Source organism: Streptomyces sp. C1-1 (genome assembly GCF_050214755.1).
Lineage (GTDB): Bacteria > Actinomycetota > Actinomycetes > Streptomycetales > Streptomycetaceae > Streptomyces.
Genome location: NZ_CP189826.1, coordinates 571,511 through 584,808 on the forward strand (window position 1 = coordinate 571,511; position 13,298 = coordinate 584,808).

10 protein-coding genes are annotated in these 13,298 nt (G+C 69.7%); 4 read left to right on the top strand and 6 right to left on the bottom strand.

Translation table 11 applies throughout. From position 1 onward, the window contains the following. Window positions 1–50: 50 nt before the first annotated feature. Complete coding sequence (locus ACQF4J_RS02435; protein WP_427164376.1) at window positions 51–1,442, bottom strand: glutamate decarboxylase; 1,392 nt, start codon at window positions 1,440–1,442, stop codon at window positions 51–53. A 220-nt stretch (window positions 1,443–1,662) separates the two neighbouring features. Between ACQF4J_RS02435 and ACQF4J_RS02440 the strand changes: the two genes are divergently transcribed. Then, window positions 1,663–2,508, top strand: a complete 846-nt coding sequence (locus tag ACQF4J_RS02440) for a hypothetical protein (protein WP_427164378.1) — start codon at window positions 1,663–1,665, stop codon at window positions 2,506–2,508. 40 nt (window positions 2,509–2,548) lie between these two features. Next, the gene (locus ACQF4J_RS02445; RefSeq protein ID WP_351800871.1) at window positions 2,549–3,586 is read left to right on the top strand and encodes a restriction endonuclease; all 1,038 of its coding nucleotides are present in this window, start codon (window positions 2,549–2,551) and stop codon (window positions 3,584–3,586) included. Window positions 3,587–3,627: 41 nt separating this feature from the next. Here the strand turns inward: ACQF4J_RS02445 and ACQF4J_RS02450 are convergent, their stop codons facing one another. Continuing rightward, the gene (locus ACQF4J_RS02450) at window positions 3,628–4,371 is read right to left on the bottom strand and encodes a FadR/GntR family transcriptional regulator (RefSeq protein ID WP_351800873.1); all 744 of its coding nucleotides are present in this window, start codon (window positions 4,369–4,371) and stop codon (window positions 3,628–3,630) included. A gap of 104 nt (window positions 4,372–4,475) precedes the next feature. Between ACQF4J_RS02450 and ACQF4J_RS02455 the strand changes: the two genes are divergently transcribed. Together ACQF4J_RS02455 and ACQF4J_RS02460 are read left to right on the top strand one after the other, a co-directional pair. Further along, window positions 4,476–6,212: an IlvD/Edd family dehydratase gene (locus ACQF4J_RS02455; protein ID WP_427164379.1), complete on the top strand. Its 1,737-nt coding sequence runs from the start codon at window positions 4,476–4,478 to the stop codon at window positions 6,210–6,212. A 47-nt stretch (window positions 6,213–6,259) separates the two neighbouring features. After that, a complete protein-coding gene (locus ACQF4J_RS02460) occupies window positions 6,260–7,447 on the top strand; it encodes a fumarylacetoacetate hydrolase family protein (protein WP_427164380.1) in 1,188 nt (395 codons plus the stop codon). A 58-nt stretch (window positions 7,448–7,505) separates the two neighbouring features. On the opposite strand, the gene ACQF4J_RS02465 is transcribed toward ACQF4J_RS02460, so the two are convergent. Genes ACQF4J_RS02465 through ACQF4J_RS02480 form a run of 4 tightly spaced genes read right to left on the bottom strand, consistent with a single transcriptional unit; the run spans window position 7,506 to window position 13,020 of the window. Beyond that, on the bottom strand, window positions 7,506–9,887 hold the full coding sequence (locus ACQF4J_RS02465) for a beta-glucosidase family protein (protein WP_427164381.1): 2,382 nt from the start codon (window positions 9,885–9,887) through the stop codon (window positions 7,506–7,508). A gap of 25 nt (window positions 9,888–9,912) precedes the next feature. Next, the gene (locus tag ACQF4J_RS02470; RefSeq protein ID WP_351567884.1) at window positions 9,913–10,809 is read right to left on the bottom strand and encodes a carbohydrate ABC transporter permease; all 897 of its coding nucleotides are present in this window, start codon (window positions 10,807–10,809) and stop codon (window positions 9,913–9,915) included. Between the two features lies 1 nt (window position 10,810). After that, window positions 10,811–11,713 carry a carbohydrate ABC transporter permease gene (locus ACQF4J_RS02475; RefSeq protein WP_427164382.1) on the bottom strand — a complete coding sequence of 301 codons (903 nt, stop codon included), beginning with the start codon at window positions 11,711–11,713 and terminating at the stop codon, window positions 10,811–10,813. Beyond that, on the bottom strand, window positions 11,710–13,020 hold the full coding sequence (locus ACQF4J_RS02480; RefSeq protein WP_351567878.1) for an extracellular solute-binding protein: 1,311 nt from the start codon (window positions 13,018–13,020) through the stop codon (window positions 11,710–11,712). The genes ACQF4J_RS02475 and ACQF4J_RS02480 overlap by 4 nt, the downstream gene beginning before the upstream one ends. Between the last annotated feature and the right edge of the window lie 278 nt (window positions 13,021–13,298).

The window sequence follows — 13,298 nt, forward strand, 5'->3', positions numbered from 1 at the left end:
TCGTGGACATCAAGAGGATCGGCTTCGGGCCGACAGCCCGGCCGGAGCCGTCAGTGGTGGAAGCCGACGCGGTCGGCGTCGTGCGGGTGTCCCTGGTCGAGCCGCGCGATCGCCCGGCGCATGTCCTCGGCGAGGAGTTCGAACTCGTCACGGTCGACGCCGTGCCGCACGAGCACGCGCTGGATGACGGTCTCCTGACGGTCGGGCGGCAGCGGATACGACGGGACCTGCCAGCCGCGCATGCGGAGCTGGTCGGACAGGTCGTACAGGCTCCAGCCCACCGAGGCCGGGTCGGTCAGCGTCCAGGAGGCGGCCGGAAGCGCGCCGGCGCCGTCGTAGAGCAGGGTGAAGGGGCCCATGTCGGCGACCTGGCGGGCCAGGTGCTGCGCGGTGTCGGCGCACGCCTGGTAGACGCGCCGGTAACCCTCGCGGCCCAGGCGCAGGAACATGAAGTACTGGGCGACGACCTGGCCACCCGGTCGGGAGAAGTTCAGGGCAAGCGTGGGCATGTCGCCGCCCAGGTAGTCCACGTGGAAGACCAGATCCCCCGGCAGGGCCGCCTTGTCGCGCCACAGGGCCCAGCCCACGCCGAGGGGGGCCATGCCGTACTTGTGCCCGGAGGCGTTGATCGAGGCGACCCGGGGCAGGCGGAAGTCCCATTCCAGGTCGGGATGGAGGAAGGGGGCGATGAACCCGCCGGATGCCGCGTCCACGTGCAGGGGTACGTCGAGGCCGGTCTCCGCCTGGAGTCGGTCGAGTTCGGCCGCGATCTCCGCGACGGGTTCGTAGGTGCAGGTGTAGGTCACTCCGAGGATCGCCACGACGCCGATGGTGTTCTCGTCGACGTACTCGCGCAGCTGATGGGCCTGCAGGCCGGTCGCGCCGGGTTCCACCGGCACCTGGCGCAGCTCCACGTCGAAGTAGCGGGCGAACTTCTCCCAGCACACCTGCACCGGCCCGCACACGAGGTTCGGCCGGTCTGTCGACTGTCCGGCCGCTCGTCGGCGGTCGCGCCAGCGCCATTTCAGGGCGAGTCCGCAGAGCATGGCGGCCTCGCTGGATCCGGTGGTGGAGCACCCCACGGCCGGTGCGGTCCCCTCGGAGCCGCCTGGCGCGTGCCACAGGTCGGCGATGATGTTGACACACCGGGACTCGATCTCCGCGGTCTGCGGGTACTCGTCCTTGTCGACGATGTTCTTGTCGAGACACAGGTCCATCAGGCGCCGGACCTCGTCGTCGGTCCAGGTCGTGCAGAACGTGGCGAGGTTCTGGGCCGCGTTGCCGTCGAGGAGCAGTTCGCTGCGCAGCAGCTGGAAGACGACGTTCGGGGGCGCCGGCAGATCCGGCATGGCCCGTTTGGTCAGGGGCTGCTCGCTGATCGGTGACGTGAAGATGTCGGCGGCCGGGTCGGCGGCCCTTTCCTGAGCGTTGTGCAGAGCCACCGGTGGCACCTCTCGCGTCGTCCTGCCGTGTCTCTTTCGGAGGCTATGGGCGACAACCGGCGACCGACAGCGGATGTACTCCACCCGGGCGTTGGCCTCACCCAGAGACGCATACGGACAACGTCGGCGAAATGGCCGTTATACGCGGTTTGGTCTGGCAGAGTCGGCGCATGTTCAAGGCAACCGTCGCGCTCGTCACCGTCGCCGCAGCCCCGCCCGCATGACATCCACCGAGCAGCGCGCCGAGGGCGCGGGACCGTTCACCACGCGGCTCACCTGGCAGCCGCCCAGCGGGGGAACCGCCGTCTGGGAGTCGCGGCCCGCCCGACGTCGCGGCACCCTCTCGGTCCGTCCGGCCGGCGCGCCGGCCGGCCAGGACATCAGCGTCGACGACCTCACGCTCGGCCGCCTGCGCAGGCTCAACGCCATCGCCGCGACCGCCTTCATCATCGGCGGCGCCCTCTTCACGGCCGGCGCCGCTGTCGCCCAGCTCGGCTCCGGCGACGCCACCACCTGCGCCTCGATCTACTTCGCCGGCGGACTGTTCTTCAACACCGGCGGCTACGTCTCCCTGCTCCAGGCCGTCAACGCCCCCCGCCACGAACCCGGCGGAGAAGGCCGGATGGTCACCCGCGACTGGCACTGGTGGAGCTATGAGCCCACGCGGGTCGACTGGCTGAGCACACTCGTCCTCTTCGCCGGCACGCTGGTGTTCGCCATCAACCTGCTGGACTCGTTCCTGAAAGGGCTGAGCGTGCAGCAGGTCAACCGGCTCATCTGGACCCCGGACGTCATCGGCTGCCTGCTGTTCCTGATCTCCGGCCACCTCGCCTTCGTCGAGATCTGCCACCGCGGATGGCCCTGCCTGCGTCGCCGCAGCCTCGGCTGGTGGATCGTCGCCGTGAACCAACTCGGCTCCGTCCTCTTCATGATCTCGGCACTCGCCGCCTACACCCGCCCCGCCACCGGCAGCCTGATCAACGCCGACATCGCCAACTGGACCACCCTCACGGGCGCCTTCTGCTTCTCGATCGGCGGCTTCCTCCAGCTGTACGAACGCCCCTGATTTTCCGGGGATTCGTACCACCTCCGCGTACCCTGCGCGCATGGGGTTGAGAGCCGTCTACAGCATGCGCCGCCAACTCGTCGCCGCAGGGCCCCTGCTGCTGGCGGCGGCGTGGTTCTACGACAGTGCCCTGCTGGTGCTGCCGGCCCTGGCCTGCGAGGGTCTGGGCCTGTGGTGTTCGCGGCTGGGCCGGAGCCTGCCCGGCAAGCAGGCAGCCCTGGCCGGAACCTGCGCGCATCTGCGCGAGACGGAGGCCCGCTGCCGGGCGGATGCGCCGCTGGGCCGGGACGAAGCCGACCGCGTCCTGGACCTGGCCCGCCAGGACCGACGTACCCTGGCCGGCATACGGGCGTGGGACAAAGCCCTGTTGGAAGGGGTCCGCACAGGGGCGGCGCGCGCGGCTGCGTCCCTCGAGGAGTTCGCCGAACTCCAGCGCCGCGAGGCCGTCGCGCGTGAGCAGCAACAGGCACAGCGGCAACGGCAGGAGACGCTGCAGCAACGGGCACGCGAGCGCCGGGCCGCCGTAGAACTGGCCGACGCCAAGGAGCAGTTGCAGCGCGACGAGATGCGCGCACTGCGACAGGATCGCGACCGGGCGCTGCACGCCGCACGCGAGCGAGAGGCCCGGCAGGCGCACGAGGCGTGGCTGTGGCAGACCGGGCGAGCCATCGCCGCGCAGCGGCAGGCTCGAACCGACCCGCTCCGGGGCGCTCCGGTCGAGGCCGGCCGGCAACTCGAGCAGCGCGTGGCGCGGCTCCTCGAACGCGACGGCTTCACCGCGGTCCAGGTCACCGGTGCCCCAGGGGACCTGGGCGCCGATGTGACCGCACTGACCGCGGACGCCCGGCGGGTTGTCGTCCAGTGCAAGAACTACGCTGATCGTCGAGTCACGTCCACGGAACTGCAACGGTTCGGAGGAACGTTCCGGACCGTGCACGCCGCCGACTTCGGCCTCGTCGTCACCACGACCGATTTCACCCGTGCCGCAGTCGAGTACGCCGGCCAGGCCGGCATCCTGCTCATGGACGGGCACGCTCTCAACCGGTGGAGCCAGGGCACCCCCCTCACACTCGACTGACTCGAAGTCCGGTGAATGAGTTGGGTCGCGGCCGCCGCAGGTCATGCGCCATCGCTCGGCCGTCCAGGTGACTGGGCGATCTCTTGTTCGGCGGATTCGATGATGGACAGTACGGCGGCCGCCGCGGCCGCGGGATCGCGGGCCTCGACGGCTGCCACGACGGCGCGGTGACCGGGAAGCGAGGCCTCCACCGCGCCGGGGGTCTGGGTGCTGACGAGGAAGCTGTGTTCCAGTGCGATGTCGACGGCGCGGCCCAGGGAGCCGAGGAGACGGTTGCCGCTGGCGTCGAGCAGGGCCCGGTGGAAGGCGATGTCGGCCTCGACGTAGCCGCTGCGGCCGGGTTTCGCCGCCGCGGCCTCCATCGCGGCCAGGGAGTCGTACAGGGCTCGTATGTCGTCGGGGCCGGCCCGGTCGGCGGCGAGTCGGGCCGCCTCGGGCTCGACGATCCGGCGCAGTTCACCCGTGTCGCGCAGCAGAGCCGTGGCGTCCCCGGCCTGTTTCCAGCGCAGCACGTCGCGGTCCAGGTGGTTCCAGTGCTCCGGCGGCAGCACGCGCGTGCCGGTGCGCGGACGTACCCGCAGCATCCCCTTGGCCACCAGTGCCTTGACCGCTTCCCGCAACACACCGCGGCTGACGCCGATCTCGGCAGCGAGCGCGTCCTCGACCGGCAACGGGTCCCCCGGCTCCCACGCACCACCCACGACGCGGCGCCCGAGCTCGTCAACCACGCGCTGGTGCATGGTCCGGAAGTGCACCACGATCTCTGCTCGCCCCCTGGACGCCATTCATCGAATCATTTAATGATTGAGTTCCAGGCTACGGCCTGCGGACCTCACCCTGCATCACCCCATCGCGAAAGCGGACGACGTCGGAGCCACGGGAGTGCCACATGACCGAGGGTCGGAACAAGAGCCGCCGCAGCCAGGCGTGGTTCGGCGCCCAGGGCCGCAGCGGGATGGTGTACCGCTCATGGATGCGCAACCAGGGATTCGGGCACGAGGTGTTCGACGGGCGACCCGTCATCGGCATCGCGACCAGCGCCTCCGAACTCGCCCCGTGCAACGCCCATCTGACGCGCGTCGCCGAAGCCGTCAAGCGCGGCGTGTGGCAGGCGGGCGGCCTGCCGCTCCAGTTCCCCACCATGGCCACCGGCGAGACCCTGATGCGCCCCACCGCCATGCTGTACCGCAACCTCATGGCCATGGAGGTCGAGGAACTGATCCGGGCCAATCCGCTCGACGGTGTCGTGCTGCTGTCCGGCTGCGACAAGACGACTCCCGCCATGCTCATGGGCGCCGCGAGCGTCGATCTGCCCGCGGTCATGGTCACCGGCGGGCCGATGCTCAACGGCAAGTACCGCGGTCAGGACGTGGGCTCCGGTACCCATGTCTGGAAGTTCGAGGAGGACCTCAAGACCGGCCGGATGACCGAGGAGGAGTGCTTCTTCGCGGAGGGGTGCATGGCCCGCTCCAACGGCCACTGCATGACGATGGGGACCGCCTCGACGATGGCCTGCATGGCCGAGGCGCTCGGCATGCAGCTGCCGGGCTCCGCGGCCTGGCCGGCGGTCGACTCCCGGCGGATGGAGACCGCGCAGGCGGCGGGGCAGCGCATCGTGGCGATGGTGGAGGAGGAGCTGCGACCCTCGCGGATCCTGACCCGGGAGGCGTTCGAGAACGCCATCCGGGTCAACGCGGCCATCGGCGGCTCCACGAACGCGATCATCCATCTCACCGCCATCGCCGGACGCGTCGGCGTCGACCTGAGCCTGCAGGACTTCGACGAGCTGGTCCGCGCGGTGCCGACCCTGGTCAACCTGATGCCCAGCGGCAAGTACCTCATGGAGGACTTCTGCTACGCGGGCGGGTTGCCCGCCGTCATGGCCGAACTGCTCCGCGGCGAACTGCTGCACCGCGACCAGATCACGGTCAACGGACGCACCATCGCCGAGAACACCGAGAACGCCGAATGTTTCAACTCCGACGTCATCACCGGCCTCGACGCCCCCTTCCAGCCGGCCGGTACCGGTACCGCAGTCCTGCGCGGGAACCTGTGCCCCGACGGCGCCGTGATCAAGCAGTCCGCCGCCTCACCGCACCTGCTCACCCACCGCGGCCCCGCTCGCGTCTTCGACTCCCCCGAGGCCTATCACGAGGTGGCCGACGATCCGGAGCTCGACATCGACGAGAACACCGTGATCGTCATCCGCAACGCCGGCCCCAAGGGCTACCCCGGCATGCCCGAGGTGTCCAACGCCCCGCTGCCCGCCAAGCTGCTGAAGGCCGGCGTCAAGGACATGGTGCGCGTGTGCGACGGCCGGATGAGCGGCACCGGGTACGGAACCGTGGTGCTGCACGTGGCACCCGAGGCCGCCGTCGGCGGGCCTCTCGCCCTGGTGCGCGACGGCGATGCCGTCGTCCTCGACGTCCCCCACCGCATCCTGCGCCTGGACGTGGACGACGCCGAACTCGCCCGGCGCCGGGAGACATGGCGGGCACCCGCCGAGCGGCACACCAGTGGCTACGCCTGGCTCTACACCCAGAACGTGCAACAGGCCGACCAGGGCGCCGACTTCGGCTTCCTGCGCGGAAGCCGTGGCCACGAGGTCCCCCGCGACTCCCACTGAGCCCGCCCCGGGCGAACGTACCCCTCGGATCCAGGAGAGCATCGATCGTGGAATCGGCAGCAGCGCGCCCCCGTCCGGTCCTCACAGCCGGCTCCGTTCTGCCGGAGGACGCCGGCCGGGCCGCCCTCGTCGCGCGCGTCCACCACCCGGAGTACGACGGACCGTGTGTGGCCGCGGTCCGCGGCGAGCAGGTCGTCGACCTGACAGCCCTCGCACCCACCGTCTCCGACCTGCTGGAACGCGACGACGCGGCGGCAGTCGTCCGCGAGGCCGACGGCGCACACACCTGGCGCCTGGACGAACTGCTGGAGGCACCGGCCGGCCGCCGTGACGTTGCGCATCTGCTCGCCCCCGTCGACCTTCAGGTGATCAAGGCCGCGGGTGTCACCTTCGCCCGCAGTCTGCTGGAACGCGTCATCGAGGAGCGCACGGGCGGCGATCCGGCGCAGGCCGCGCGGGTGCGCGCCCGCGTGCAGCAGGTGGTGGGCGGCGCGCTCGACGGCATCCGGCCCGGATCGCCGGAAGCCGACAAGGCCAAGGAACTGCTCGTCGGCGAAGGACTGTGGTCGCAGTACCTGGAGGTCGGGATCGGTCCCGACCCGGAAGTGTTCACCAAGGCCCCGGTGATGTCCGCGGTCGGCACCGGAGCCGACATCGGAGTGCTCGGCGCCTCGGTGTGGAACAACCCCGAGCCCGAGGTCGTCCTCGTCGTGGACTCGCACGGCCGGGTACGCGGCGCGACGCTCGGCAACGACGTCAACCTCCGCGACATCGAGGGACGCAGCGCTCTGCTCCTGTCCCGTGCGAAGGACAACAACGCCTCCTGCGCGATCGGCCCGTTCATCCGCCTGCTCGACGACGGCTTCGACCTCGACACCGTGCGCGAACTCGACATCGACCTGCGGGTCGACGGCACGGACGGCTACGTACTGCACGGCAGCAGCTCCATGCGCGAGATCAGCCGCGACATCCTGGACCTGGTGACCGCCACGCACGGCCCGCACCACCAATACCCGGACGGCTTCGCGTTGTTCACCGGAACGCTGTTCGCCCCCACCGAGGACCGGCAGGCACCCGGCGCGGGCTTCACCCACGAGTACGGCGACGTCGTACGGATCTCCAGCCCGCGGCTCGGCGCCCTGGTCAACACCGTCGTCCCGAGCGAGCAGGCCACGCCCTGGACGTTCGGCGTACGAGCGCTGATGCGCAACCTCGCCCGGCGCGGCGTGCTGTGAGACGGCGGAGACGTGCGCGGCGCATCCGCGGCTGCGACGTGTGCTGCGCACACCCGGCTCATGCCACCGCGATCGGCTCCTGCTCGAATGTGGCGTGCGAGCGCCGCGTGTGATCCACGTGGCGCTCGGCTCCGGTCAGCGTCACCCTGGTCGTCAGGCGCGGATCGGCGCTGGATGCGGCCAACCGCACCTCCAGTTCGCCCGGTTCGACGACGCGCCGGCCGTCGCGTCCGGTGAAGGATGCGAGGTCGGCCGGGATGGTGACACGGAGGCGGCGGGCTCGGCCCGGCTCGAGTTCGACCCGGGTGTAGCCGACGAGGCGCTGCACCGGCTGGACGACGGAGGCGACGGGGTCGTGCAGATAGAGCTGGACGACCTCGGTTCCGGACCGCTCGCCCGAGTTGCGGACGGTGAAGCCGAGGGCGAACTCGCCGTCCGTCGCGGTCTCCTGGACGTCAACGGTCAGATCTGACCAGTCGAACCGCGTGTAGGACAGGCCGTGGCCGAAGGCGAACGCTGGGGTCGGGTCGATGTTGGACACCTCGCTGGCGTGCGCGAGCCGCGCCCCGAGGTAGGTGGCCGGCTGGGAGCCCGGCCCGCGCGGCACGCTGACCGGGAGACGTCCGGAGGGATCGGTACGGCCGCTGAGCACGCCGGCGATCGCGTGCGTGCCCTCCTCCCCCGGGAAGAAGGACTGCACGATCGCGGCGGACTCCTCCACCGCGCGGCCCAGCGCGTACGGCCGTCCCGCGAGCAGCACGGTGACCACGGGCGTCTCCTGGTCGAGCAGGGCGTCGAGCAGGTGCTGCTGCGCGCCGGGCAGAGCCAGCGTCTCGACGTCGCATCCCTCGCCGCTGGTGCCCCGCCCGAAGAGCCCGGCGCGGTCGCCGAGCACCACCACGGCGACGTCGGCCTCGCGTGCCACCTGGGCGGCCACCGGGATGCCGGAGAGATCTCCGTCGTCGATTCCGGTGCCGCGGACGACCGTGATCTCGGCGTCGGGGAACTCGGCGGCGAGCGTGTCGCGCAGCGTCGGCAGTTCGATGCCGAGCGGGGTCCCGGGGTGGCGGACGCCGATGTGCTGGGGGAAGGAGTAGCAGCCCAGTACGGCGGTGGGCTCGTCGGCGTTGGGGCCGAGCAGGGCGATGCGGCGCGGTCTCGCTAGCGGCAGGGTGCCGTCGTTGCTGAGCAGGACGACCGCCTTCTCGGCGATCGTGCGGGCCAGCGCCCGGTTCTCGGGCCCGTCCAGATCTATGCGACCGCGCAGTCCGGCCGGGTCGTCCAGGTCGGCCCCGTCGAGCGCGGCCGGTACGGGGTTCCAGTCCTTGTCGAGCAGGCCGAGCATCACCTTCTGGGTGAGTACCCGGCGCAGGGCGCGGTCGACCGACGCCTCCGGTATACGGCCGTCGGCGACGGCCTCGGTCAGGGGTGCGCCGTACGTCTTGACGTTGGGCAGTTCGACGTCGATGCCCGCGTGCAGCGCCGTGCCGGCGGCCTCGGCCCAGTCGGCTGCCAAGCCGTGCAGGGTCTTGAGGAAGCCGATGGCGAAGTAGTCGGCGACGACCGTGCCGTCGAAACCCCACGTGTCGCGCAGGAGTCCGGTGAGCAGTTCCTCGTCGGCCGCGGAGGGCATGCCGTCGGTGTCGGTGTAGGCGTTCATCACCGACCGGGCGCCGCCTTCACGGATCGCCATCTCGAAGGGAGGCAGCAGAACGTCGGCGCGCTCACGCGGGCCCACGGAAGCGGGGGCGAGGTTACGCCCGGCGCGGGAGGCCGAGTAGCCGACGAAGTGCTTGAGGGTGGCGACGATCCCGGCGGACTCCAGGCCCTGCACGTAGGCCGTCCCGATGGTGCCGACGAGGTACGGGTCCTCGCCGATGGTCTCCTCGACCCGGCCCCAGCGGGCGTCGCGCACGACATCCAGGACGGGGGCGAGTCCCTGGTGGACGCCGACGGCACGCATGTCACGCCCGATGGCGGCGGCCATGCGCCGCACCGTGTCCGGATCGAAGGTGGCGCCCCAGGACAGCGGAACGGGGTAGGCCGTCGCGCCCCAGGCGGCGAAGCCCGCCAGGCACTCGTCGTGTGCGAGAGCGGGGATGGCGAACCGGTTCGTGGCGGCGATGCGGGTCTGGGTGCGGGCCAGGGAGAGCGCGCCCAGGGCGGGGTCGACGGGGACGGTGCCGAAGGGCCGGGTCAGCTGACCCAGTCCGGTGGGCAGGAGTGCGTCGAGATCGACGGCGTCCTCCATGTCGTGTTGGTGGGGGGCCACTTCACCGCCCTGGTCGGAGGCGCCCACCCACACGCCGTACAGCTGGGCGGTCTTCTCCTGGAGTGTCATCGCGTCGATCAGGGCGTCGACTCTCGTGGTGACGGGAAGGGTGGGGTCGTTCCAGAGAGGGATGACGCGGGTGTTGTCTACGGCCACGTTGGCGTTCACTTTCCTCCGTCGGCGTCGGCGTCGATCAGCGGCTGAATCCGGCGGTCAGACCGCTCAGCAGTTGGCGGCGGCCGAACGCGTACAGGACCAGGACGGGCAGTGTGGTGAGGACGACGGCGGCCAGAACGGCGGGGACGTTGACCCCGTACTGGCCCTGGAAGGTCCACAGGGCGAGCGGCAGGGTCCGGCGCTCAGGGCTCTGTGTGAGGACCAGAGGCAGCAGGAATCCGTTCCAGATGGTCAGTGCGTTGAAGATGGTCACGGTGAGGATGGCCGGTCGGGTGAGCGGCGCCGCCAGCCGCCACAGGGTCGTCCATTCGCCGGCGCCGTCGACCCGCATCGAGTCGAACAGTTCTTTGGGCACGTCTCGGATGAAGTTGGTGAGCACCAGGACCGACAGCGGGATGGCGAAGGCGATCGAGGGGAGGATCAGCGCCAGCAGGCTGTCGTACAGGTGCAGCTTGATGATGATCAGGTAGACCGGGATCACCGTCGCCTGCAGCGGGATGGCCAGGCCCATGAGGAACAGCCCGTTCATCGCGCGCAGGACCCGCATGCGCCAGCCGCGGACGATCGCGTAGGCGGCCATGAACGAGACCACGACGGCCGGCACGACGGCGCCGGCGGTGACGACGACGCTGTTCACGAAGTAGCGCAGGAAGTCGGAGTCGATGACCAGACGGTAGTTGTCCAAAGTGGGGTCGCTCGAAGGCACCAGCGGGTTGCTCGCGTAGTAGCGGCTCTGCATCTTGAGGCTGGTGATGAGCGTCCAGTACAGCGGTACGGCGACGACGGCGAGCCAGAGCCATCCGGCCAGGCCACCGGCCCAGTTACGCCTGCGGGTCGCCTGACGGGAGCGGCGCTGCCGTTCCTGGTGGGTGGCCTTCTGCGGTCGTCGCGGCTCGGTCAGTGTGGTGGTCACTTCAGACCCCCTCGAGTTGGCTCGCTCCGGCGTCCCGGCCGCCGAGCCGGCGCAGCAGCAGGGCGAGGGCGAGGCCCACCAGGACCAGGATGACCGCGATGGCGCTGGCCGGTCCCATCAGGCTGGCCTGGAATCCCCGCTTGTACATGTCCAGTGCGAGGACGCGGGTGGCGTCGCCGGGGCCGCCTTCGGTCAGGATGAAGATGAGGTCGAAGAAGGTCAGCGAGCCGACCACCATCAGCGTGGACGAGGTGATGATGGTGTATTTCAGCTGGGGCAGCGTGATGCTGAAGAACTGCCGGATCCGTCCGGCTCCGTCCAACTGAGCGGCCTCGTACAGGGACTTCGGGATCTGCTGGACACCGCCCTGGTAGATCAGCGAGTGGAACGGGATGAACTGCCAGGAGACGACGAAGACGACGACCCCGAACGCGAGCCCGGGCCGCCCCAGCCAGTCCTGGCTGAGCAGCTGGATCTTGAGTCCGGCGCCGAGCCCGAAGTTGGGGTCCAGCAGGGCCTTGTAGGCGATCGCGATCGCCGCGGAGCTGAGCATCAGCGGGATGAAGTACACCACGCCCAGCACCGCGCGGTAGCGCTGGCGGCCCGCCAGGAACGTGCCGAGCAGGATACTCAGCGGCGTCTGGACGGCCCAGGACACGGCCATCACCAGGAACGTCACCAAGAGGGCGTGCGGCAGCCCGGGGTTGGTGAGCACCGAACGCCAACTGGTCAGCCCTGACGAGCGGATGGCGCCGATCCCGTCCCACGTGGTGAAGCTCAGCGCGAAGACACCGACGAGCGGGATCACGGCGAAGCCGACGAAGACCACCAGCGCCGGCGTCGCCAGCCAAGGCAGGATGCTGCGCGGTTCGCGACGCGGCGGTTGGGCGGTGAGTGCGCTCATTTGGCGGTGACCGCGTTGAGGTTACGGGCGAACTGCTCTGGCGAGATGGACAGTTGGAACAACTTGACGATGTTGTCCAGCAGCGTCTCGGCGGCCGTCGGGCTGAGCGCCTGGTCCCAGGACTGACCGAACACCTTGGCCTTGCTGGCGATGTCGTAGGTGAACTGCAGGAAGTCGGAGCTCTTCGAGGCTGCCAGCAGCTTCTCGGTGCCCAGCCGGATCGGAACCGACCCGGTGTCGATCCACTTCTTCACCTCCTCGTCCTGGAGGACACCCGTGGCGAAGAAGTCCTTGGCCACCTTCTTCTGCTCGGCGCCGGCCTTCGAGGAGATGGACAGGTACTGCGCGGGGTTGCCGACGGTGTCGCTCGGATCGCCCTTGCCGCCCTCGACGGGCGGGAAGGTCATGTAGCCCAGCGCGCCGCTGGAGACGAAGTCCCCGCCGTCGGCCTTCTGGATGCCGTACGACCAGGCGCCGTGCAGCATCATCGCCGCCCTGCCGGTGTACAGGAGCGCCTGGTCGGCGTTGGAGTCCGCGGTGATCGAGGAGAATCCCTTGACGAACCCGTGGGCTTTGACCAGGTCCTGCACCTTGGTCAGCGCGGTGATGGCGTCCGGGTTGGACCAGGCGTTCTTCTCGCCCTCGATGATGGCCTGGAACACCTCGGGACCGCCGATGCGGTCGAAGAGGAACTCCAGCCACATCATGTTCGTCCACCGGGACTGGCCGCCGAGGGAGAACGGCGCTATGCCCTTCGCGTTGAACTTGGGCACCAGCGCCATGATGTCGTCCCAGGACTTCGGCGGTTTCACGCCGACCCTCTCGAAGACCTTCTTGTTGTAGTAGAGGATGATCGGCTGCACCGCCTCACACGGCATCGCGTAGATCTTGCCGTTGACGGTTGCCGCCCCGAACGAGGACGGGAACAGCCGCTTCTTGACATCGGAGTGCTCGCCGAACCACGAGGTGAGGTCCTCGACCTGGCCCGCTTCCACATAGGTGCGCAGCGTCCCGCCGCCCCAGCCCCAGATGATGGTGGGCGCCTGCCCGGCGCCGATGGCGGTCTTGATCTTTGTCTTGTACGCGTCGTTCTGGAAGGTGGTGTCCTTGATCTGCTCCTTGGGGTGGGCCTTGTTGAACGCGTCCACCGCGCCGGCCCTGACGCCTTCCTGCGGCTGGCCGTTCAAGTACCAGTACGTGGCCCCACCGCCGCCCTTGCTGGGACCGGACGAGCCGCAGGCCGCCAGCGCCGCGGAGACCGGTACGCCGGCAGCCAGGCCGAGGAGGGTACGTCGGGAGAGCGCCATGTTTTTCTCCGCACTCGAGAGCCGTCGGCTTCTCGTGAGTCAGGGCGAAAGGTTTTCGAAATGGTCGTCTTCTAGCTCCGTTTGTGCAAATTAGGTTTCGAACTGACACCCTGTCAAGACATGTGCAGGGACGTTGTGGTGCGGCCAACAGCTGGGTACTGTCGGGCGGCAACGACCCCCAGGAGGCCTCAGCAAGAGATCGAAACGTTTTCGAAGTATGCAGGGATGAGAGAACGGCCGACGCAGCTCAGCAGCCGCTGGGTGCCGCGGGAGCAGAT

What these genes read in the sequence shown, in the direction of transcription:
- ACQF4J_RS02450 (WP_351800873.1), bottom strand. Translation starts at nt 4,371, where the DNA reads ATGGCGTCCAGGGGGCGAGCAGAGATCGTGGTGCACTTCCGGACCATG.
- ACQF4J_RS02440 (WP_427164378.1), top strand. Translation starts at nt 1,663, where the DNA reads ATGACATCCACCGAGCAGCGCGCCGAGGGCGCGGGACCGTTCACCACG.
- ACQF4J_RS02475 (WP_427164382.1), bottom strand. Translation starts at nt 11,713, where the DNA reads ATGAGCGCACTCACCGCCCAACCGCCGCGTCGCGAACCGCGCAGCATC.
- ACQF4J_RS02445 (WP_351800871.1), top strand. Translation starts at nt 2,549, where the DNA reads ATGGGGTTGAGAGCCGTCTACAGCATGCGCCGCCAACTCGTCGCCGCA.
- ACQF4J_RS02455 (WP_427164379.1), top strand. Translation starts at nt 4,476, where the DNA reads ATGACCGAGGGTCGGAACAAGAGCCGCCGCAGCCAGGCGTGGTTCGGC.
- ACQF4J_RS02480 (WP_351567878.1), bottom strand. Translation starts at nt 13,020, where the DNA reads ATGGCGCTCTCCCGACGTACCCTCCTCGGCCTGGCTGCCGGCGTACCG.